Source organism: Microcoleus sp. N9_A1 (assembly GCF_036701795.1).
Classification (GTDB): Bacteria; Cyanobacteriota; Cyanobacteriia; order Cyanobacteriales; family Microcoleaceae; genus Microcoleus.
On the sequence record NZ_JAUBRI010000046.1, the window covers coordinates 1 to 23,732 of the forward strand.

Annotated in this window: 15 protein-coding genes; 8 read left to right on the plus strand and 7 right to left on the minus strand. The window is 46.8% G+C overall.

What is annotated here, in order from left to right:
* Positions 1 to 21: 21 nt before the first annotated feature.
* The 3 genes from QUA58_RS20175 to dusB form a co-directional block, all read right to left on the minus strand.
* Positions 22 to 3,219 carry a PAS domain S-box protein gene (locus tag QUA58_RS20175; RefSeq protein WP_333395546.1) on the minus strand — a complete coding sequence of 1,066 codons (3,198 nt, stop codon included), beginning with the start codon at positions 3,217 to 3,219 and terminating at the stop codon, positions 22 to 24.
* 668 nt (positions 3,220 to 3,887) lie between these two features.
* Positions 3,888 to 4,808 (minus strand): ornithine carbamoyltransferase, encoded by a 921-nt coding sequence (argF, locus tag QUA58_RS20180; RefSeq protein ID WP_333395547.1) that lies wholly within the window; start codon positions 4,806 to 4,808, stop codon positions 3,888 to 3,890.
* A 99-nt stretch (positions 4,809 to 4,907) separates the two neighbouring features.
* Positions 4,908 to 5,918, minus strand: coding sequence for a tRNA dihydrouridine synthase DusB (dusB, locus tag QUA58_RS20185; protein ID WP_333227082.1), 1,011 nt, complete (start codon positions 5,916 to 5,918; stop codon positions 4,908 to 4,910).
* 592 nt (positions 5,919 to 6,510) lie between these two features.
* Between dusB and QUA58_RS20190 the strand changes: the two genes are divergently transcribed.
* The 3 genes from QUA58_RS20190 to QUA58_RS20200 all read left to right on the plus strand — a co-directional run bounded on the left by QUA58_RS20190 (position 6,511) and on the right by QUA58_RS20200 (position 10,360).
* Positions 6,511 to 8,103: a glucose-6-phosphate isomerase gene (locus QUA58_RS20190; protein WP_333252585.1), complete on the plus strand. Its 1,593-nt coding sequence runs from the start codon at positions 6,511 to 6,513 to the stop codon at positions 8,101 to 8,103.
* A 63-nt stretch (positions 8,104 to 8,166) separates the two neighbouring features.
* Positions 8,167 to 8,901: a DNA-binding response regulator gene (locus tag QUA58_RS20195; RefSeq protein WP_333252587.1), complete on the plus strand. Its 735-nt coding sequence runs from the start codon at positions 8,167 to 8,169 to the stop codon at positions 8,899 to 8,901.
* 409 nt (positions 8,902 to 9,310) lie between these two features.
* Positions 9,311 to 10,360: a hypothetical protein gene (locus tag QUA58_RS20200; RefSeq protein WP_333252589.1), complete on the plus strand. Its 1,050-nt coding sequence runs from the start codon at positions 9,311 to 9,313 to the stop codon at positions 10,358 to 10,360.
* On the opposite strand, the gene QUA58_RS20205 is transcribed toward QUA58_RS20200, so the two are convergent.
* The 4 genes from QUA58_RS20205 to murC form a co-directional block, all read right to left on the minus strand.
* Positions 10,357 to 10,857, minus strand: a complete 501-nt coding sequence (locus QUA58_RS20205; protein ID WP_333252591.1) for a low molecular weight protein-tyrosine-phosphatase — start codon at positions 10,855 to 10,857, stop codon at positions 10,357 to 10,359. The genes QUA58_RS20200 and QUA58_RS20205 overlap by 4 nt on opposite strands.
* Positions 10,858 to 11,138: 281 nt before the next feature.
* The gene (locus QUA58_RS20210; RefSeq protein ID WP_293130049.1) at positions 11,139 to 11,489 is read right to left on the minus strand and encodes a YbaB/EbfC family nucleoid-associated protein; all 351 of its coding nucleotides are present in this window, start codon (positions 11,487 to 11,489) and stop codon (positions 11,139 to 11,141) included.
* Positions 11,490 to 11,550: 61 nt separating this feature from the next.
* Positions 11,551 to 12,507 carry a UDP-N-acetylmuramate dehydrogenase gene (murB, locus tag QUA58_RS20215; protein ID WP_333252595.1) on the minus strand — a complete coding sequence of 319 codons (957 nt, stop codon included), beginning with the start codon at positions 12,505 to 12,507 and terminating at the stop codon, positions 11,551 to 11,553.
* A 150-nt stretch (positions 12,508 to 12,657) separates the two neighbouring features.
* Entirely contained in the window at positions 12,658 to 14,214 is a 1,557-nt protein-coding gene (gene murC / locus QUA58_RS20220) for a UDP-N-acetylmuramate--L-alanine ligase (protein ID WP_333252596.1), read from the minus strand.
* Between the two features lie 1,122 nt (positions 14,215 to 15,336).
* On the opposite strand from murC, the gene nadD reads away from it, so the two are divergent.
* The 5 genes from nadD (at position 15,337) to QUA58_RS20245 (ending at position 23,677) form a co-directional block, all read left to right on the plus strand.
* Positions 15,337 to 16,053, plus strand: coding sequence for a nicotinate (nicotinamide) nucleotide adenylyltransferase (gene nadD / locus QUA58_RS20225; protein WP_333252598.1), 717 nt, complete (start codon positions 15,337 to 15,339; stop codon positions 16,051 to 16,053).
* Between the two features lie 190 nt (positions 16,054 to 16,243).
* A complete protein-coding gene (locus QUA58_RS20230) occupies positions 16,244 to 17,263 on the plus strand; it encodes a type I glyceraldehyde-3-phosphate dehydrogenase (RefSeq protein WP_333395549.1) in 1,020 nt (339 codons plus the stop codon).
* Between the two features lie 632 nt (positions 17,264 to 17,895).
* Complete coding sequence (locus QUA58_RS20235; RefSeq protein ID WP_333395551.1) at positions 17,896 to 18,849, plus strand: GDP-mannose 4,6-dehydratase; 954 nt, start codon at positions 17,896 to 17,898, stop codon at positions 18,847 to 18,849.
* A 22-nt stretch (positions 18,850 to 18,871) separates the two neighbouring features.
* Positions 18,872 to 19,153 carry a DUF5678 domain-containing protein gene (locus QUA58_RS20240; protein WP_333252604.1) on the plus strand — a complete coding sequence of 94 codons (282 nt, stop codon included), beginning with the start codon at positions 18,872 to 18,874 and terminating at the stop codon, positions 19,151 to 19,153.
* 69 nt (positions 19,154 to 19,222) lie between these two features.
* Positions 19,223 to 23,677: an FkbM family methyltransferase gene (locus QUA58_RS20245; protein WP_333395553.1), complete on the plus strand. Its 4,455-nt coding sequence runs from the start codon at positions 19,223 to 19,225 to the stop codon at positions 23,675 to 23,677.
* Positions 23,678 to 23,732 lie beyond the last annotated feature (55 nt).

Sequence of the window (23,732 nt, forward strand, 5' to 3'; positions counted from 1 at the left end):
GACTGAAGTCCCCCGTGTCGCTTACCTCTCAGGGCTAAAGCCGCTGAGTTTCCCGCATCCCGTATGAATTTTTATGATGGAATAATCAGCACCATCGAGGATAGCGCGTTGCAGGCTGTTGACTTGCCAAAGCTCTTGGGTGCGTTCTGCGACTTTTGCTTCTAGATGTTGGTTGAGTTGGTACAGTTGTCGCTCGGCCTGTTTGCGATCGCTAATGTCTCTAATCATAAACAGGGCTTCATCTTCGCTGCTTTTGACAACTCTGACCTCTTCATCTTGCAGGCGATCGCCTATCTGCACCTGTTGTTCATAAATTTGCAGTTCTCCTGTGCGTAAGGCTTGTTCTAGGTGGTGTAGATGTCGGGTTGCAATCTCTGCTGGCAAAACATCCACCATCGCCAAACCAGCATTATCGAAATCTGTGGGGAGAATGTCGATCTCACGCTTGGCGGTTACGCCCCCCCGATAAATACCATCGGCACCCACGCGAAACATGAAGTCTGGAATTGCTGCTAATATGGCTCGGCTTTGGGCTTCGCTTTCGATCAGGGCCGCTTCGGCTTGTTTGCGATCGCTAATATCCCGAGCAATTTTTGATGCGCCAACGATCTTTCCAGTCCCATCTTTAATAGGAGAAACCGTAAACGAAATATCCATTAACTTTCCATCTTTGTTTTGTCGCACAGTTTCATAATGAGTAACGGCTTCTCCTTGCTGAATTTTTTCCAGAATGGATGATTCTTCATTCCTGAGTTCAGTGGGCCTCAGTAGGAGTATCGATTGACCGATGACTTCCTGAGCCTGATAACCAAATAGTTTTTCTGCCCCTGCGTTCCAGCTAACGATCGCGCCATCTAAAGTTTTACTGATGATGGCCTCGGCAGACGACTCGACAATAGCTGCCAGTTGAGACAGGGCGACTTCTGTTTGCTTGCGATCGCTAATATCTGTAACAGTGCCTACATAGCCGATGGCTTGCCCCTCTGTATCGAGTTCGGCAACAGACTGCCCATAGACCCAAGTCACCCCACCGTCGGGACGTTGAAAGCGGTATTCGAGCTGGAAGGGACGATTTTCTTCGATAGATTGCTGCCATTCGGTGGCGATCGCGACGCGATCGTCGGGGTGTAGCCCTTCTCGCCATCCGTCTCCGAAGGCGCTTGTTGGGGTGAGTCCGCTAATTTGACACCAGCGATCGTTAACATAGATGCAGTTGCCCGCAGCATCGGTGCGAAAAATCCCCACTGGAGACGCTTCCACTAAGGTGGCGTAGCGTTCTTCGCTCTCTTGCAGGTGGGCTTCAGCTTGTTTGCGATCGGTAATATCTGTAACTGTGCCCAAATAGCCGACTATTTGCCCATTGGCATCCTGTTCAGCGACGGACTGCCCATAGATCGACGTCACCACACCGTCGGGACTTTGAAAGCGATATTCGAGCTGAAAAGGCTGTTGGTCTTGGATGAATTGCTCCCATTCGGCGATGACCCAATCGCGATCGTCGGGGTGTAGCGCTTGTTGCCATCCCTTCCCAATGGCAGATTCTGGCGTGAATCCGGTGAGCTGAAAGTAGCGATCGTTGATATATGTGCATAGCCCCGCAGGGTCGGTGCGAAAAATCCCCACTGGAGCCGCAGCCGCAAGAGTAGCATAGCGTTGTTCGCTCTCTCGCAGGCGGGCTTCGGCTTGCTTTCGTTCCGTCAGTTCTTCCTGCAATTTTTGGTGGGTGGTGGCTTGCTGAAGGGCGATCGCTAGATGCACTGATAAGGCTTGCACCAGTTCGATTTCTTCCGGTTGCCACTCGCGGGCGTGTTGGCTTTCGCTGGCATTAAGCAAGCCCCACAGTTTATCGCCACACAGAAGAGGTACTAAAATTTTGGCTCGCGTTTGGAAGCGGATCAGCAGTTTCCGGTGACAGTCTGACATTTTGGTCGTGTAGATATCCGGCACAACGTGAATCCGCCCCAGGCGATACATCTCAGCCTGGTCTTGCTTAAACCAGGTGTCCTCGATCCGTTCGCCCACCAGAGACAGGGGCGAGTTGGTGGATTCTGCTACAGCAATGGTTTGCCAGTCGGCTTCAAACTGCCAAATATTGACGCGATCGCAGCCCAGCACTTGCCTTACCTGTTCTACAGTTGTATCCAGAATCGTTTGCAGGCTCAGGGACGAGCGAATTTGCGTAGCTAGCTCTGCGACTAATTTTTCTCGCCCGGCCTTAGCTTTGAGGGCGATCGTCCGGGCTTCAACTTGCTCCTCTATGATATTTTCCAGCAGTTGAATCTTCTCCGCCTCTAGGCGCACCACCTTCTCTTCCAACTTCTGGGCCAGCTTGTAGAGTTCCAGCGGGTTGAGGGCTTGCAGCAAACTGGTCTGGGTGACGATGCCCAATAACTCCCCTTGCTCGCTCGTCACTGCCAACCGCCCGATCGATCGCTGCTCCATCATCTGCTGCACAGTCCAGAGCGAATCGTCGGGTCTAACGGCAAAAATCGGCGTACTCATTACCGCCTGTGCCGTACAGGTTTCCAGGTTCAAGCCCAATGCCTGAAATTGCACAATATCCCGCTCGGTCAGAATCCCCACCGGAATTTGCAGCGGTTCTGGTCGATCGCCCGGTTCTAGAATTATGACGGAACTGACGCGGTGCTTGGACATCCGTTGGGCGATCGCCAGCATGGAACTATCAGGCGCGGCACAAATGACCTCACTCGTCATCACCTCTGACACCAGCCGCAACCGCAAGAGATCTACAGGGCGAGAGGTTTCCCGCAGACTTTCATGAGTCACGAGCCCCACGAGGCGATCGTGCTCATCTAGGATGGGCAAATGGCGAATGTGATACTGCTGGAGCAAACTAATAGCAAAAAATAAATCGGTAAAGGCAGACTCGTGCAGGGTGACGACTGGATGGAGCATCACCTCCCGAATCGCCAAATTCGCTAAGGAACGCTGCTGAGCACTCAGTAGCACCACGTCCCGCTCTGTCAAAATACCGAGCAACTGCCTGTCTTCCATTACCAATACGCAGCTTGACCGTACCTCTCGATGGAGTTGATCCCGTTGTCCATCCACAGTTTTGGCGGCATCACAGATAGCTCGCACGCCACTCATCTGGGCGATCGCATCCATCACTGTTGTATCCGGTGAAACCACCAAGGGTTCCCGGACGATCGCAGCCCTGAGTTCTACTGGAGTGAGCGCCGTAGTACGAATGAACATGGGTTTATAGGGTTAGAATCTGTATCACAGAATCTCTGCACGTCTGTGTACATCTGGTCATTTTGCGTAGGTTTATGCCTAATTGTATCCGTCCTTCCCATGAACTGGTGTTAAGTAAGTAGGCGGGGAAATTTTATAAGTATGTAACTGAATATTAAGAGTCGTGATAGGAGTTAAATTTTATCCGTTTCGTGCTGTAGATTCCTCTTTCTCCTCTAGTTTCCACTCCCTGAATGACTTCGTAGGCAAGTGTTCTAAGCTGCTACGCATTTAAATTGAATCCCGATCCGGGTTCTCCGGCCAGTTCCACAATAATTGTAGAAAAATTGACTGTCAAATTAGATGCACAACAGCTTAGCTCGTCATCAAACATTTTTCCTACTTCTTCATCTTTTTTAATGTGTTGCCACTCCTATTCAATTGGGTTCATTTTTGAACAATATGTGGGCAATAACAAGATGTATGAACCTTAATCGAGCGCCTATATATTGAGTTACCTTAGTAGATATATTTTTTATATTTACTTATTTTAATATAGTTGGTTTTTTTTCGCACCGACTTAGGTTTTTTTATTAACCGCAGAGGGCGCTCTTGGCGCAGAGAAAGAGAAGAGATAGAGAGATGGCTTTCTCTTTCAACCGCCGATTCTTCTCTTCTTTTCCCTATTCCTAATCGCTTTCCAGAATGCTTGCGAGCAAAGCTTGCTGAGCGTGCATCCGATTTTCTGCCTGATCCCAAACGCGCGATTGACTGCCTTCAATCACTGCATCGGTAATCTCTTCATCTCGGTGTGCAGGCAAACAGTGCAATACAATTGCATTCTTATCTGCTAACTTCAGCAATTGTTCATTTACCTGATAGGGTTCAAACAAAGGAATCCTGATTTTTGCTTCCTCTTCCTGTCCCATACTCGCCCAAACATCAGTATAAATCACTTGAGCATTTTTAGCAGCAGCTTCCGCATGAGCAGTTACAGTAACTTCTGTTTTTCCCTGAGCAATTGCCTTAGCTTTTGCCACAATCTCAATATTCGGCCCGAAATCTTCAGGACAAGCAATTCTGACATTTATCCCGGTCATTGCACAGCCTAACATCAGCGAATTTGCCATGTTGTTACCGTCGCCAAAATAAGTCAGTGTCAATCCTTCTAGCTTGCCAAAACACTCTTTTACTGTCAGTAAATCCGCTAGCACTTGACATGGGTGTTCGTCATCTGTCAGCGCATTAATTACAGGAATTTTGGCATAGTTGGCAAAAGTTGCTAAATCCTTTTGCTCGAAAGTCCGAATCGCCAAAATGTCTAAATACCTGTCTAAAACCCTGGCTGTATCTACCAACGGTTCGCCGCGGCTGACTTGTGTAACGTTGGGATTGAGGTCAATCACTTGCCCTCCCAATTTATACATTGCTACCGTAAAACTTACCCGCGTTCGCGTTGAAGCTTTGGAAAATAATAAGCCGAGAACTTTATTGCGTTTCAGCTTGACCATTCCCGATTTTAAACTGGCTGCTAGATCCAGCAAATAATTTAATTCGTCAATGCTTAAATCTGCCAGACTTAATAAATCTCGCCCTTTTAATGAGTCCATGCTTTCCCCCACCCACAAATTTTTAACTGTGTCTTAAATCTTAGCCCGCAGAGGTGGGTTTTGTTTCTGTAATCCCTAGTTGAGATCTGCGGGTAAGGTTTATGCGGGCAATTGCTCGATCGCGCGATCGATCGAATCGCAACCTTGTTCAACCGTTTCTACCACAGCCAACACGCCCCGCAATTCCCCAGCGCCGGGGAAACCCTTAGCATACCAGGTTAAGTGCTTGCGTGCTTGGCAAACACCGCTTTCACCTTTATATTCCCACAAAGCTCGCAAATGTTCCTTAGCACATTCGAGACGTTCAATTGGTGTCGGAGCTATCTTTTCCACACCAGTTTTCAAGAAATAATCAACCTCTCCCACCAAAAAAGGATAGCCCAAAGTTCCCCGCGAACACATCACTCCATCGGCGCCGGTTTCTTCCAGACATCGCATCGCTGCTTCCACAGAAAAAATATCCCCGTTAGCAATAACTGGAATCGATAAAACTTCTTTCACTCGGCGAATCCACTCCCATTTTGCCGGGCCGGTGTAACCTTGCGATCGAGTCCGGCCGTGCACGGTAATCATTTTTGCTCCCGCATCTTCCATCCGCTTCGCAAATTCCAAAATATTAATTTCTTTGTCAGTCCAACCAATCCTAGTTTTAACTGTGACAGGAACATCTACCGCTTCCACAACTGCCCGCACAATTGCCTCGGCCGTTTCCGGGTCTCGCAGCAGGGAAGAACCGCCACCGTTTTTAGTAATTTTGTTAACCGGACAGCCCATATTAATATCAACAGTATCCGCTCCTTCTGCCACTGCTTTCTGGGCCGCTTCTGCCAAGAAATCCGGGCGGCAGTCAAACAATTGAATGCTAATCGGGCGCTCGTTCGGGTCAACTTCCATAATTCTCGGCAGTTGCTTCACGTAGTGCAAACCCGTAGCGTTCACCATTTCCGTGTACATCATCGAATCCGGCGCATAGCGGCGCACTAGGCGGCGAAATACCAAATCGGTAACGCCGGATAAGGGTGATTGCAGGACGCGACTTTTAACTTCAAAATCGCCGATTTTGAGCGGAGTTGCTAATCTTTCTTTTAATTCTGGAGATAAAGTAAGCATAGTCGATCGCACTTTAATTTTAATATCTGTATATTATACTACACTTCCGATACTTGACAGTTATTAATTATATTTTTTGCCGATTATTGAGTGGCAGCTAAAAGTATATTTAACCTCACATCTTGCACCATTCTCAATTACTTGTTTAGGAACAGGCAAGATGCCTGTTCCACAAGAAAACTCATTCTTTGTGGAACGGGCATCTTGCCCGTTCTTGACAATCGTGCAAGATGTCAGTTTAACCTGACTGCAATGCCTATTTTACAGATCCCGATCGCCCGAATTTGAATATTGTTAAATTATGGCCCAAAGCCCAACCCCGACTACACTTAAATCTCTGTGTCGCTTCGATCTATCTATGGGGTGTTGCCATTAATGGGCGATCTACCTACAAAGAGTGTTGTGCAACTCATATTTTTCTTGTTTAATTCTGCCGAATGCTCTGACTGCCTTCTGTTCCGGCTGCCTTCAGACGACTAATGCTTAAATTTATTGGGATTCTGCAAAAGCCGTACATCAGATCGTTTTAAACTACAATTGGTGGATTCCTGACGACGCCGATCGAACATTAAAAAAATTGTAGAGAATTCCTATGGATGCCACAGCACTCTGGCAACGCTATCAAGACTGGCTTTACTATCACTCTGGATTGGGACTTTACCTCGATATCAGTCGCATGGGATTCGACGACGCTTTCGTCGCCACAATAAAACCCAAATTTGACAAAGCTTTCAAAGATATGGCAGCTTTGGAATCAGGTGCGATCGCCAATCCCGACGAAAACCGCATGGTGGGCCACTACTGGCTGCGAAACCCCGATTTAGCTCCCACTCCAGAATTAAAACAAGAAATAGTCGAAGCAGTAGCACAAGTCGAAACATTTGTCAAAAAAATTCAAAACCGCGATATTAAACCGCCCTTTGCTCCGCAATTTACCGACATAATTTCGATCGGCATCGGTGGTTCGGCCCTAGGCCCCCAATTTGTCGCCGAAGCTTTATCCCCAGACATTCCGCCCCTAGCAATTCATTTTATCGACAACACTGACCCGGCGGGGATCGATCGCATCCTTAACAAAATCAAAGACAAACTCGCCAGCACCCTAGTAATTACTATCTCCAAATCCGGGGGTACCCCCGAGCCCCGCAACGGCATGATCGAAGTTCAAAAAGCCTTCGCCGCCCAAAAACTCGACTTCGCCAAACAGGCAGTTGCCATCACCGGCACAGACAGCCAACTCGACAAAATAGCCGTAGGAGAAGGCTGGATTGGCAGCTTCCCGATGTCGGACTGGGTGGGAGGACGCACTTCGGAACTCTCAGCAGTAGGACTTTTGCCAGCAGCTTTGCAAGGCATCGACATTCGGGCGATGCTCGACGGCGCTAAAGTCATGGACGAAGCTACCAGAATTCCCGACATTAAAAACAATCCCGCCGCCCTTTTAGCCATGAGTTGGTATTTTGCCTGCAACGGACGCGGCGAAAAAGACATGGTAGTTTTGCCGTATAAAGATTCACTGCTATTGTTCAGCCGCTACTTGCAGCAATTAGTCATGGAATCGATCGGCAAACAGGAAGATTTAGACGGCAACACAGTTCATCAAGGAATCGCAGTTTACGGCAACAAAGGCAGCACCGACCAACACGCCTACGTCCAGCAACTGCGAGACGGCGTGCCGAATTTCTTCCTAACATTTATCGAAGTTTTGGAAGACAGGCAAGGCATTTCCCCAGAAGTAGAAACCGGCGTCACTTCGGGAGATTATTTGTCTGGTTTGTTGCAGGGAACTCGACAAGCTTTGTACGAAAATCACCGAGATTCCATTACTGTCACAATTCCCCAAGTCAACCCTCGGACAGTAGGAGCATTAATCGCCCTCTACGAAAGAGCCGTAGGTTTTTACGGTTCCTTGGTGAATGTCAATGCGTATCACCAGCCAGGGGTCGAAGCAGGCAAAAAAGCAGCCGCGGCTGTATTGGACTTGCAGCAACGGGTACTGCAAGTGCTCAAAGACGCCCAAAAACCTCTGTCTGTCGCAGAAATAGCCAAAAAAGCAGGAAAGCCAGAGCAAATCGAGACAATTTACAAAACTCTGCGGCATTTGGCAGCCAACGGGCGCGGCGTAGCTTTGGAGGGAAAATTAGCGCAACCGGCTACTTTAACTGCAAGTTATCAAGAGAATTAAACAGTAGAATTAAACATTAAAAGTGAAATTAGTCACTTTTAATGTTTAATTTTTAATTCCCCCATGCCATTAACGATTCTGGTTGCTGACGACGATTTCGCGACTCGCTTGTCAATTACCGATTATCTAGAAATTACCGGATACTCTGTAATCGCTGCTGAGAACGGCAAAGAAGCTTTAGGTTTGGTAGATGAATTTCAGCCCCACTTGATTGTTACCGACATTACAATGCCCGAGATGGATGGCTACGAATTTGTGCGGCGAGTTCGGACTCGTCCCGCTTTCCGCTTGCTGCCGGTGATTTTTTTGACGGAACGCACGAGCACGCAGGAACGGATTCGCGGCTATCAGATGGGGTGCGACAATTATCTGGCTAAACCTTTTGAACTCCAGGAATTGGGGGCGGTAATTCGCTCTTTGCTCGATCGCTACGCTCTAATCGCTCAGGCACCGTCTCATTCCCCAAAACCAGAACCGACGCCAACAGAGGCACGCAGCAGAGCCAATGGCCAGCCAGAAGCAGATTTTTCAACTCAAAAGTCACAAACGGGCGATTCCCTACGGGATAGCTCCGCCGCGCGTGCATCTGGCAGCCAAAATGCCCCGACTTTGACTCAGCGAGAGCGACAAGTGCTAGATTTGCTGACAGAAGGTCTTTCTAATATTCAAATAGGCTCCACACTCCACCTCAGTCATCGAACTGTCGAAAAGCACGTCAGCAGCTTGTTCAGAAAAACTGACAGCAACAACCGAGCAGAACTCGTTCGCTTTGCGATGGAACACCATTTAGTCAGATAACCGCAAAGGCTCAAGCAAAAAAAAATAGCGGAAATTGTTGCACAAACACGAATCACCTCATGCTCAAAAATTACTCAAAAAATCAGAAACTTCTCTATACAGTAGCCCTAGCAGCTTCCATAATTTTCTGTATTGCCATGACATCGATGGGAATCACCAAATATTACAGCGTTTTACAGGGTGGAGACAACTATAACGATTTCCCTACCAGCGGTTTCAGCGTCATCAGACTTCTAATTAACGGTTCCTACTTGATAGCAACAGTTGCATATATTATTTGGTTATTCAAAAAAAAACCACAAATTCGAGCTTTACAGACATTTGCAAGTATGCAATCCCCTTTCTGGCCCTTGCCCTCATAGCTTATCCCCAAAGCAACGACATTTATTTGTACTTGCATTACGGATCGATGAGCTTACATAAAATTAATCCTTATCTTAATAATCCTGATACCTTAGTTTCTAACGTATCTCCCTTCCTCAACTGGTTGCAAACTTCTACCTACGGCCCCGTTTCTCTGTTCTTTTTTTCGGTATCAGCACTTGCTTTACCAATTAGCCCTTTACTGGGAGTTTATATTTTTAAAATAATCTGCGTATTAGTACACGCGCTCAATGCCTACTTAATTTGGCGGTTGCTAACAAATGCTGAAAACCGTAACCTCATAACAATGGCTTATTTAGTCAATCCCATGCTATTGAACGAGCAAATAGCTAATGCTCACCTTGACGTTTTAGTTGCTAATACATTGATTGTTTTAATAGGATGTATTTATTACCAACGTTATGTTTTTGCAATTTTAGCAATTTGGGTGGGTTTTTTAATAAAAACCTTACCTATCATTTGGCTACCCTTAGTTTTTGCTTTCCTCTGCAAGCAGCGTCGGTGGAGAGATTTAGCAGCATCAGTCTTGCTTTCTTTATTAATTATCGCGGTGATAACTTATACATTTATGCCAACAGTTTCAGCTTGGAGAAGTCTTTTAAATCCAGGAACCACCGGGGCGACGGCTCGATCTTTTCACCATGGGATCAATTTATTTCTAAATTTTTTGCCAAATATAAGTGTTGAAACTAGGGAAAGTATTCTATCATTCCTCAAATATTTTGCGTATTTAAGCTGGATTGTTTACTATGCAGTGACGTTAATTAAAACATTCTTTCGCAAAAATGACTCGGAAATTAATTTGGTATCAGATATTGGATGGACGACTCTGACTTTGTTTTTGTTTGCTACACCTTGGCTAATGCCTTGGTATCCATCTATTTTGCTGCCAATTGCTGCTTTGAGTATCAATTCTCCCCATTTTGTATTGACCAGCTTAACTTTTTGTTTGTCACCAAGTATCATCTTGGGAGGGGGAGCTGGAAAAACTATGCTCTCCCTAGTGACGAGTTTTGTCACCGTTGTCCCACCTACAGCATTGCTAATATTCGGGCGGAAGAGGGCACGGTTTTAAATTGATTTTTGCCCTCCAACTCTTAATTGTTCCTGACTCATAACATACTCCAACAAGCCCTGCGAAGCGTCCATCAGCAAATCAATTACCCGATCGAATCCATCCGGGCCGCCGTAGTAAGGATCTGGCACTTCTTTAAGGTCGTATTTCTGGCAAAAATCGCACATCAACCGCACTTTATCTTGATATTTTCCCGCCTTGTCGAGAGCAAGAATATTCCGATAATTTTCCCGATCCATCGCCAGAATAAAATCAAAATTTTCAAAATCTTTCCTTTGAAATTGGCGGGCTGCGCCTAACAATTCAATTCCTTGCTTCCTCGCAGCCAATGCCATGCGGCTGTCAGGGGCGCTACCAATGTGATAGCCGCCTGTTCCGGCGGAATCGCAGGTGATACGATCGCCCAAACCTGCTTTTTCGATTAAGTGATTCATGATATTTTCTGCTGAGGGCGATCGGCAGATGTTTCCGAGGCAGACAAACAATAATTTAGTCATTAGTTATTAGTTATTAGTTATTAGTTATTTGTTGTTTGTTGTTTGTTATTTGTTGTTTGTTGTTTCCGGTTGCATCCGAATTATTAGTAACCGGAATTAGGATACGGCAGTGCCGTGTCCCTACCCCAAATAACATTGTAGGGACACGGCAGTGCCGTGTCCTCTATTATTCCGGTGCAACCGGAATTCACATCAGTTGTCAGTTGCAGTGCCCGGAGCGAAGTCGAAGGATGATTGGTCAACTGTCAACTGTCAACTGTCAACTGCCCACTGACTAATGATTAACCGAAACCGGGGAGATTTAGTCCACCGGTGAGTTCTTCCATTTTCTCCCGCATCGTAGCCGTAGACTTAGTGTAAGCATCCAGCATCGCCACCGTGACGAGTTCAGAAACCACATCAGCACCTTCACCGATCGCATCCGGCGAAATTTCCACCCGGCGAGGTTCTTGGTTGCCGCTGAGAAAAACTTTGACCAAGCCGCCGCCGGCAGTTCCCTCAATTTCCATTACATCCAACTCTTCTTGGAGCTTTTTAGCTCCTTCTTGAACCTGCTGAGCTTTTTTGAAAGCTTCAGTCAGTTCCTTCATTTTGCCGAGGCCGAAGCCAAATCCTTGTCCTGATTTTGTCATAGCTAGTTTCTGATTGTGTGTAGGCTGGCAGTTTGCCGTTTCCGTTTACTTCAATGATGCCTTAGAAAGGGAACTCTCCCAGTATTCTAACTTCTGGCTCCAACAACAGCGACCACCGCTGCTCGACTTGCTGTTGAACGTGGCGGATCACTTGAAAAATATCATTGGCCGTTGCCGACCCGCAGTTAAGAATAAAATTAGCATGGCGCTGAGCTACTTGTGCGCCCCCGATCTGATATCCCTTCAGTCCCGCTTGTTCGATGAACCAACCTGCCGTCTTGGGGCCGGGGTTACGGAAGACTGAGCCACAGCTCGGTAAGTGGTAAGGTTGAGTTGTTCGCCGCTGGCTGAAATGGTCATTAGTTTCTGCCATTACTTGCGATCGGTCGAATCCCGGCTGTAACTGGAAAGTCGCTTCTGTTACCAGCCGATCGCCCCCTTGCAACACCGAAGTCCGGTAGCGGTACTCCAACTCTTGGGGAGTCAAAATTTCCACCTTACCGGAGGGGGATAGCAGGCGAGCATTGACCAGAATATCAGCAGTACAGCCCCTGTGAGCGCCTGCATTCATCACCACAGCCCCTCCCACGGTGCCCGGTATACCGACTGCCCATTCTAGACCTTTCCAGCCCCGTTTAGCCGCCAACCAAGCGAGGCGGGGAATTGACTCCCCCGCCCCGGCCGTAACTTGACCTGCTTCTGCATTGAAATGCACTTGCTTGAGGTAGCGAGTGGCGACGACCAAACCGGACAAACCCCGATCGCTCACCAACAAATTAGAACCCGCACCCAACAGAGTCACCGGCACCCCTTCATCCTGTGCCCAGGCAAAACTTGCTTGCAAAGCCTCCATGCTACGGGGAGCGACGTACCACTGGGCCGGGCCGCCGACTCGGAAAGAAGTCTGGCCAGCAAGCGAAACTTGGGAGTTAATCTGACAGTCAGTTCCCCGCAAAGAAATAGGAGAATACACTCGCCGATTGTCCTTAACAGAGGAGTCATTCGAGATTGTCACCATCTTGAAAATCCTTAAAAATACCTTCGCTCGAAGACGTGGTTGAAAATTCATTTAGCTAACTTATGGTGTCCCTTTGAGCGAGCCGCCCGACAGAAGTTTCGGCACAACGTGCCACGCCATAATGTCGATCAACTCTACTCAGTTCGCGAGCTAATCTGGGCGATCGGCTGCTTGATAAAAAGCCATAACCTCTGGAATAATCTGATTCAGATTACCAGCACCCAAAAACAGAGCCAAATCCCCCGGTTGCAGATTTTGGGTTAAAAACTTAGTGACTGACTCCAGGGAAGGCGCAAACTCAACCTCTCGGCCTTCTTTAGCAATCAAATCAGCAACTTGCTGCCCACTAATCTCTCCTAAATTTGGTTCCCCAGCACTATAAATATCGCAAGCCACAACCAAATCAGCATCCCCAAAAGATTGAGCAAATTCTGGCAAAAATGTCAGAGTCCGGCTGTAACGGTGGGGTTGAAAAATTGCAACCACTCTTCGGGATTTGGGATTTTTTTCGCTACCTTCGATCCGCAAGCGAGCCGCCGCCAAGGTGACGAGAATTTCGCTCGGGTGGTGGGCGTAGTCGTCCACAAACAAGATGTCATTGTGAAAACCCCGCACCTCAAAACGGCGACGAGCTCCTTCAAAGCCAGCAATCGCTTTGGCAATCGCCGAAAACTCCAACCCCAACAATCGACCCACTGCTACCGCCGCTAGTGCATTGCTGAGATTGTGTGTCCCCAGCAACTTCAACTGCATTTCTCCCAGGAAAGCTCCTCGCTCCCAAATACCAGCCTTGGTGCTTTCGGCACCGTACTCCACGCCCGAAACCGTGTAGTCAGCACCGCTGTCCGGATTCAAGCTGTAGCTGACATTGGGGGCGAGGCAGTCTTTGACGATTTTGTCGTCTATGCAGCCCACCAAGGTTTGACAGTTTTGGGCAAACACCTTAAATATGTCTATCACCTGATCGAGAGTCTCGTAATGGTCTGGATGATCCAGTTCCACATTGGTCACTATGCCAATTTTTGCTACCAGCTTGACGAGAGAACCGTCGGATTCATCAGCCTCGGCAACTAAGTAGGGGCCTTCGCCGGCACGGGCATTACCTTCCCAGGCATTTACCTCGCCTCCGACTACGATCGTCGGATCTAGACCTGCAGCCATCAGCATGAAGCCAATTAAGCTGCTAGTAGTAGTTTTGCCGTGAGTCCCGGCTACGGCGATACTTTGGTAATCTTGAATTAACGCTGCCAACACATCCGATCGATGAAAAATCGGACAGCCCAAATCTAGAGCAGCTCGATATTCGGCATTTGCCGGGTGAATTGCCGTCGAACATACTACTTGAGGCAATCCCGCATTTGCTGGGGTTCCCGAACCGTTGCCGTTCAATTTGAGAGCTTCGGCTGTCGCGACGGAAGTCCCTACCGCACCAGCGACTGTCGAGGATACGATTTTTTCGGGTGTCCCGCGATCGGGAGTGCTACCGTTGATGGCTGTTTGAAAAACTTCAAAATTGCTGGCGTCTTGACGCCAAAAAATGTGAGCTCCCATTCCTTGCAAGCGCTCGGTGATGTGACTCGATTTAATATCGGAGCCGTACACGGGCAACTTGCGTTTAGCTAGAATGTAGGCAATGGCTGACATCCCTATCCCACCAATGCCGATGAAATGAAATGGTCTACCGCTAAAATCAACAGAACTCGGCATCTTTGCTCCTCACACACCACGCCACGCCAATAACACGCGATATCATCAAAAAAATGGTTAGAAACCCCGTCCCTTCGGCAAGCTCAGGGCAAGCCTTATAGGACGGCTTTATATTCCCTTTCGGGAAGGAGGGGTATGGTTGCCCATCCGTGGAGATATGGTTGTCTCCAAAACTCCCTTGCGGGGTAAAGTTAGCTTGTCGGTCAATGTTTTCTGAGCTTTTTAGACTTGCAGCACCGTTCCAGTGACCTTAAAACTGTTTAACTGCAAATGACAGGGCGGGGGACTAGCTTCGCATCCCAGGGTGTCGTGACTCAAAAAACGTAGTCAGTTAAGACGCTTGGCCCGTCAGAACGGCTCGTAAGAATCTTACAAGCCTCATGCCTTTAGGCTGAGGTTCCTGACATCAAGAATTGTTTTTTTCAGGATACAGTTCGCTAGACATTTTTGTACACAATTCTCTGCGCTTCCCTAAATTTCGGGATTTGTAGAGAGGTTTGTCTAGTATCCTATTTGACTTAGTGCCGAGTAGTTTTCCGGAACAGTCACAAAGCTGAGAAAATTGCAGGTCAGAGAGAATGGGGTTTGGGGCCAGGATCGGCTGACTAATTTTGGGCGGTTGCACAGTCCTGCATTCTTTCTATTTCTATTCGCCTGCTGTGCTGGGATACCGCAGCAAAAGCCCCACAATCTTTTTACGAAGATTGAGGGTCAAACCCATCAGGATTTACAAACACTACCACGTATGGCACAACTTCGCTCATTTTTTAGTCTTTGATCTGTTGGTACGTTCAACAGTTGACTGTTGACCGATCGCGCTTTTGATATTTTTTGCGAGGGAAATTAATTTGTCCGCTCTCCCTACAAGGGGGAGGCTTGAAACCCATTTTTGGGGCTAAGTATACTAAGTACCTTTTTCCCGAAACTTAACCTGACACGATGTTACCCAGACTGAGCTATAGTAGGTTTCTCACTTGGTTTATATACAAAAGTGATGCTGGTGTCTGGGAGCGGACAGTCGTCCGCACTACGAACTAATCCGCGATCGGACTATAGAACTGGTCAAAGCCTACAAAAATAAAATTTCGGTAAAGTCTGTATTAATCCTAATTTTTGGGAAATATGGGGAAAATAGCGATTTTTGGGGGGACTTTTGACCCGGTTCACTGGGGGCACCTGTTGGTGGCCGAGACGGCTGCGAGTCAATTTAATCTCGATCGAGTCATTTGGGTACCGGATCGCTCTCCTCCTCACAAGTGGCGCCCGGATTTGGCAAGTTTTGAGCAGCGGCGGGAAATGCTCGCTCTGGCGATCGGCGATTGCCCAGACTTCCTACTTTCGCCGCCGTCGGCAAATCCCTCCGACAGTTCTTTTGCGATCGACACCCTGCTGTATTTGCAAAAATTGTATCCAGGCGATCATCGCTGGTACTGGATTATTGGTAGTGACGCACTCCTTACTCTCCCCAAATGGCACCGGTGCGTTGAACTTGCCGGGTTGTGCGACTGGTTGGTGGCCCCGCGTCCGACTCAGGGAGATCGAGAGACAGCAGAAAGCGGCGAGATTGAGGGAGTGTCGGAGTGGGGAGATTGTCCGAGTCGAAAACCCATCGATTCCGGGGCAGAAAGGATGCAGGTTCAGGCAAATGCTGTGGGCCGACGAGTTGCCGAACAAATGGCTCTTTTGGACGTGGAAATTCGCTGGGAGGTTCTGTCTATGGCTGCGATCGAGATTTCGTCGAGCCACATCCGCCGCTGCTGCGCCGAAAGGATCGACCTCCGCTACTTAGTCCCGGAAGTTGTCGGGACTTATATTGCAGCCCATCAGCTTTACCAGTAACCAGCGGCAGAAAGCCTAATGCCTTCTGCCTTGCAATTTCAGCCTTCTAGAAAAGTTCAAGCTTTTTTGATCGACACAAAAAGTGAGAAAGGATCGAGCTTTGCGATATGATTTTGTCTCATAAGTCAATTCTTAAATTTTTCCAAAATTTCAGCCTGAGCTAAGGGCTGCCATCGTTAGGAGGTACAAGGTGATTAGAGTCGCGATCAACGGTTTTGGACGTATTGGGCGCAGTTTTACGCGCTGCTTGCTGGGCCGAGAAAATAGCCAGCTTGAGCTGGTAGCAATTAATGACACTTCCGATCCCAAAACTAATGCCCACTTGCTGAGATACGATTCCATGATGGGAACGTTGAAGGGTGTGGACATCAGTACGGATGAAAATTCGATTATTCTCAATGGCAAGACAGTTAAATGTGTGAGCGATCGTAATCCGCTCAACCTGCCTTGGAAAGATTGGGGTATTGATCTGATTATTGAAGCAACCGGTGTCTTCGTTGACCAAGCTGGTGCATCGAAGCATATCACTGCCGGCGCTAAAAAAGTGTTGATTACTGCTCCAGGCAAAGGGCCTGAAGTTGGCACCTATGTGATGGGAGTCAACCACCACAACTACAAGCACAGTGACTACACAGTCATCAGCAATGCTAGCTGTACCACTAACTGTCTAGCTCCCGTACTGAAAGTGCTTAACGACAATTTTGGCATCATCAAAGGCATGATGACGACTACCCACAGCTATACTGGCGACCAGCGCTTGTTGGATGCCAGCCACCGCGACTTGCGGCGGGCGCGGGCTGCGGCGATGAACATTGTGCCAACTTCTACCGGAGCGGCCCAAGCTGTGGCTTTGGTGATTCCAGAATTGAAGGGTAAGTTAAATGGCATCGCCATGCGCGTCCCGACTCCTAATGTGTCGGTAGTTGATTTTGTGGCTCAGGTAGAGAAAAAGACTTTTACCGAACAGGTAAATCAAGTTTTCAAAGAAGCAGCCGAAGGCCCGATGAAGGGGATTTTGGAGTACAACGATTTGCCTCTGGTTTCTTGCGACTATCGCGGAAATGATGCTTCTTCGATCCTGGATTCCAGCTTGACGCTAGTTATGGACGGCGACATGGTAAAGGTGTTGTCTTGGTACGACAATGAGTGGGGCTACAGTCAGCGGGTTGTTGACTTGGCTGAATTGGTCGCCCAACGGTGGGAAGGCTAGTATCTCAAAGAAGGGATTGGTCAGCAGGCAAAAGGTAAAAATAAAGAGTAGAGCAATATCGGTCTCCTGTCTGGCGATCGGGTTCCGATCCCCCCTAACCCTCCTTAAAAAGGGCAGGGCTGTTTCATTCTCTTGTAGGGGCAATCCCCCCGTGGTTGCCCCGATCCCTGAAACGAACAAATCGTCGGTGGAGGGGGTAGGCACGGGGGCACTACCCCTACAAAACCCTCGTTTTTCCGAGAATAAATCAGCCCTGCCTTAAAAAGGGGGGGACATGAGCCTTGTCTAACAAAAACAGTGGGGTGAATTTTGTCGTCAAAGTCCCTTCTTAAGGGGGATTTAGGGGAATCTGGCCTCGGCTACAAGCCAGATTTCGGGCGATCGTACTCTTTGGGCATAAACCGGGTTTTTTCACCCAAATATAGGGTTCTAACCCTTAGTATCGGTAAAAAACCCGGTTTCTTTAGTCTCCGGCGCAAGTCCTAAAATTTGTTGGTAGTAAGCGCCCACACTTTCTCTGCTAAGGCTTCGGAAAATCCCAAATATTAAAAATCATCAAAATTCCGACTGTAAAAGTTAAACAACTGGAAAAAGAGCAACAGCTAGGGTAGAGTTGTGAAAACAAAAATTTTATGAAAAAAGCGTTAATTTGTGGTATATCCGGTCAAGATGGAGCTTATTTAGCGAAACTGTTGCTCGATCGAGGTTATGAAGTTTGTGGCACATCCAGGGACGCCCAAATGTCTAGTTTCGGAAACTTAGCCCGTTTGGGCATCCGGGACAGAGTAAAACTAGAATCCATGTCTCTCAACGATTTTCGCAGCGTCTTGCAAGTGCTTGCCAAAATAGAGCCAGATGAGGTGTACAATCTAGCAGGTCAAAGTTCCGTCGCCCTGTCTTTTGAACAACCTGTAGAAACCCTCGAAAGTATTGCTACAGGCACATTAAATCTGTTAGAAGCAATCCGGTTTACCGGGGGGAAAATCAAACTTTACAATGCTAGTTCTAGCGAATGTTTTGGGGATACTGGAGGCACAGCAGCGGATGAAAATACGCCCTTTCGCCCCAGAAGTCCTTACGCGGTGGCGAAAGCAACGGCATTTTGGGAAGTAGCAAATTATCGGGAAGCGTACAATTTGTTTGCGTGTTCTGGTATTCTGTTCAATCACGAGTCGCCGCTGCGGCCGGAGAGGTTTGTGACGCAAAAGATTGTATCTGTGGTGTCCCGGATTGCTGCGGGTAGTTCGGAAAAACTGCATTTGGGCAACATTTCGGTGCAGCGGGACTGGGGCTGGGCTCCGGAGTATGTGGAGGCGATGTATTTGATGTTGCAGCAGGATGAACCGGATGATTATGTGATTGCTACTGGTGTAAGTTATCCTTTGGAGGAGTTTGTGCAGACAGCGTTTGTGGCTGCGGGTTTGGATTGGCGGGAACATTTGGTAACTGATGCGAGTCTCTACAGACCGACGGAGATTGCTGTTGGGAGGGGAAATCCGGGTAAGGCGAAAGAAAAATTGGGGTGGGAGGCAAAATATAAAATGCACGATGTGGTGCGGATGATGGTAGAAGCGAGGCAGATTTGAGGTAAAGTTATGGGGTGAAAATATGGCAGCAGAATATGCGACAGCTAAGGAGTGGTATAAGGCTAATCGCCGAGAGTTGAAAAAATATCGGGGTCAGTGGATAGCTTATACTAACGAAGGTGTGATTAGTGGCGATCGGGATTATCGAAAGATGAAGGACGGGATTCCCGCTGATACACCTAATTTAAGTTATGTAATCGATCGTATATTTGAAAGTGAATTTGTGGAACCAGTTAGGTTTTATCCTGTCAGGATGAGGTCTTTGAAATCTCACGATTGGCAGCCAAGATATGTTAATCTCTAAACACTGCAAAAAAGCTGGTTCAGAGAGAATGTAGTTATTTGTTAAAAAAAATGTATAGGAGTAATTGAGATGGGTTTGGGAGATTGCAAACAGCTAATGTTGGTGCTAAAAAATGAATATAATTTGCCAACATTTGTAGAGACGGGGACTTTTCAAGGCAGCACATCTGTGTGGGCTTCCGAGCATTTTCAAAAGGTATTTACAATAGAATTTGCTAAGCATATATATGAATCAACATCCAGTGCTTACAGCCATGTAAAAAATATAGAATTTTTGTGGGGTCATACAAAAGAACAACTTAAGTTAGTTGTCCCTCAACTCAAGGAACCTGCTCTATTCTGGTTAGATGCTCATTGGATGGGTGGTGGCACTGCGGGAGAAAATGATGAGTGTCCGTTGCTTGAAGAATTGGAAATAATCAATAATTATGAATGCGAACATTTTATCCTGATTGACGATGCTCGATTGTTTTTGTCTCCCCCACCAAGTCCTCACCGTATAGAACAGTGGCCGAGCCTTAATGAAATAATTGCTACACTATCGGCGAAAACAAGCAGATACACAGTTATCTTTGAAGATGCCATAGTTTCTGTGCCTGAACGAGCAAAATCGGTTGTAGCTCAGTTTTGTCAAGATGCTAATACTAAGGCATGGGAAGAGTTTTCTCGAGCAGGTGAGTTCCGGGTAGCTACTGCTTTGCCAAAGCATCCCGAAGAGCAGAAAGAAACAGAAAAAATAATAAATAGCACCTTTCAAGGTAGTGGTGAGAGCCAAGTTATCGCTAGATTTATTAATGCAGGTAATGTAGTTTTTGATGTAGGTGCTAATGCTGGGGATTGGACGGCGGAAGTGTTGAACCAAGGACATGACGTAGAAATTCACCTGTTTGAACCAATTCCTCATGTTTATAAGAAGTTGATTCAGAACCTGGATAAACAAGTAATTTCCAACAATCTAGCTGTAGGGCAAAAAGAAGAAGTTAAGACATTTTATTATTACGAAGCTAATCCGCTATTGAGCACTTTTTACCGCAGAGTAGATGTTGAAAAACAAGGGTGGCTGAATCCGCCTAAAGAAATTACAGTTTTGACGACAACTATCGACAATTACTGTCAGCGCCACGGCATTAAGAGAATTAATTTTATCAAAATCGATGTTGAGGGCGGGGAATTAGACGTTCTTTATGGGGCGAAATCTTTTCTAGAATCAGGGAGAATCGATTATCTGCAATTTGAATATGGTGGAACGTATATCGATTCAAAAACAACGTTGAAAGAAGCATTTGAGTATTTGCAAAAGTTCCGGTATTCAATTTTTAAGGTTCTCCCAGATAAATTAGAATACAAACCCACCTGGGAGCCAGAGGATGAAAATTTTGAGTTCAGTAATTTTTTGGCTGTAAATGAGCGATTCCGCCAAAATGTTTTGGGTGAAGTGCCCCGAATGCTGGATTTGCAGCAAATTTTCAGCCAATATGGAATCGTGCCGCACGGAGTTATTCACGTTGGAGCTCATGAAGGCACAGAAATCAGCACTTATCAAGCAATGGGTGTTCAAAAAGTGCTTTTTGTGGAAGCTAATCCGGTTGTGTTTGAACGGTTGCAAGCTAATATTGCTGGGGTGCCAAATGTTCAAGCGGTGAACTGTGCTGTTAGCAATGAAAATGGTACGGTAAACTTGCGCGTGACTTCGATCGATCAAAGCAGTTCTATTTTGCAACTGAAGCGCCATCTAGAACTTTATCCAAGCATTCAAGAAACTCATCAAGTTGAGGTACAGTCAAGAACGATTGATACGCTGCTGCAAGAGCTGCAACTCAACCCTTATGACTTTAATATCTTAAATATAGATATTCAAGGGGCAGAACTGTTGGCTTTGCAAGGAGCAGCTAACTGGTTGAAATATGTGTCAGGAATCAACACGGAGGTTAATTATGAAGAACTGTATGATGGCTGCGCTTTAATTGAGCAGTTGGACGAATTTCTGGAAATGCACGGCTTTCAGCGGGTAGCGACGATAACTCACCATCCTTACTGGGGCGATGCTTTCTATGTCAAGAAGCCGCTGATTACGATGGCGGCATTTGAGATAGCGCGATTTGGCAATCAGATATTTGACTATGCTTTTTTGAAAATGTACACCAAAGAACACGGGATGCGGCTTGAGTTGCCTGCGTGGCCCGGTCAATATCTTTTCGGTCACAATGAGCCGCCAATTGCTCATCCATTACCTCAAGTTGTGGAGCAACAATATCCCTATAAAAATTCAGAGTCCGCAATACTGAACGCGCCCAAACCAATTACAAACGCTGATTTTTTTGGATTTTTTCAGTTTCACACCAAGTATCACGCTGAGCACAAAGAGTATTTCTGTTCGCTGTTCAAACCAGTGTCGGAAGTTGAAGCTAAGATGCAAGAAGCTGTCAACCGCTTGCGAGAACGAGGCAAAACAGTTGTGGCATTGCATTTGCGGCGCGGCGATTATAGTTGGGCAAGCGATATCGTTCCTTATCTTTCTATTGCTCCGAATGAATGGTACAGACAATGGTTGGACGGTTTGTGGGAAACTCTGGATGAACCAGTTTTGTTTATAGCTAGCGATGAAATCGAAAATGTTGTCGGGGATTTTGCCGATTACAACCCGATAACAGTCAAGGATTTGGGTGTAGAGATGCCAGAAGCACCTTTCTATCCTGATTTTTACATATTGAGCCAGTGCGATGTTTTAGCTACTTCAAATAGCACATTCTCTTTTGCAGCAGCGATGCTGAACGAACGGTGCAAATTTTTCTTCCGACCGAATTTACAAAAGAACAAACTGATTCCCTTCGACCCTTGGAATAGCGAGCCGTTGCTCCGGGATAATCCTAATGGGAAAGCAGGAACTGAGCCACAGGAAGAAAATATCAGAAATAAGTGCAAACTGAGTGTGTGTGCAATTCTCAAAAATGAGGCTCCCTATTTAATTGAGTGGTTGGAGTTTCATAAAATAGCTGGTGTTGAAAGGTTTTATTTGTACGACAACAACAGCACGGATAACCCGCTTGATGTGGTGCGTCCGTATATTCAATCGAAGGAAGTGGTTTGGCATGAGTGGCAGATCAGACCGGGACAAGTCCAAGCTTACGATCATTGTCTTAAAACATACAGACATGAATCAGAATGGATGGCTTTTATAGATTTGGACGAGTTTTTAGTTCCTACAGAACAAGACGATTTAAAAAATCTCTTAGAAGAATTTGCTGAGTTTCCAGCAGTGGCAGTTAATTGGTTGATTTTTGGTTCTTCCGGTCACAAAAATAGACCTGACGGGTTACAGGTCGAAAATTTTTCTTACCGCAGTGAAGAAAATTTGGATGTAAACAGGCACGTCAAAGCGATCGTGCGTCCTGAAGCAACTATTTGCGCTACAAACCCTCACAATTTTTTGTACTTAAGCGGTCAGCTTGCAGTTACCGAAAATAAAGAATCTGTAGAGGGGTCTTTTTCACAAACGCATTCAGTTAAAAAGCTGCGTATCAATCATTACATGACGAGATCCTTACAAGAAAGCAAGGAAAAAATGCTGCGAGGTATAGCCGACTCGCTTCTTACAAGACAGTGGCTATTTGAACATGCCGATCGCAACGAGGTTGAAGATTTAACGATTCAACGCTTTGTTCCCAAGCTGAAACAGGCTGTTGATGCAGCAATTTCTAAATCTCGAATAGCGCAGATTGCAGTAGAACAGTGGCGATCGCAATCTAAGCTGTACCAGATGCAAATGGAATTAGAGGAATTTCAGACTGGACTTGATGAGACTCAAGAGAAGTTGGCTGTGTCGGAAGCTCAACTGCATCAGACACAAGAGCAACTCAAACAGAGTGACGATCGGCTTCACGAGCTTGAAGTAGGGTTGCAACAGGTTCCGAGTGTTGCCGCTGGCTTAAACGAATTCGCAGAATTGCGTTTAGCAGAAGGTAAACTAGACGATGCCCTGAATTCTTGCAAGTTAGCTTTGAAGATTCATCCTAAATTTGCTCCGGCATACAAGACGTTGGGAAATGTCTTCCAAGCTCAGGTAAAACTGGATGAGGCAAAGAATTGTTACATTCACGCTCTAGAAGCTCAGCCTGATTTTTCTCAAGCTTTGGCGAATTTGGGAACTATTTACGCACAGCAACAGCAGTGGCAAGAAGCGATCGCGACTTACCAAAAAGCGATCGCGATTCAACCCAATTTTGCTGGGGTCTACCGCAACTTAGCTAAAGTCTTCTCCCAAATTGGCAAGCTAGAGGAAGCGGCTGATTGCTGGTATGCGGCGCTGATTTTGGAACCGTCCAAGGCAACAGCCGAGGAATACGTCAATTTAGGAGATACGCTTGTAGAACAGCAGAAAGTCGATCGGGCGATCGTCTGTTACCGCCGCGCTGTTTACTTAAACCCAAGTTGTCAAGCAGCCTATTGCAAGTTAGGAGATGCCCTTAAAGAACAAGGACTCGCCGATGAAGCAACAGCCACTTATCAGCAAGCAGACAAACTCTAATCTGGCAATTAAAATTCTGTCTGATTGTTTCCGGGATTAGGATGGGGATGGTCGA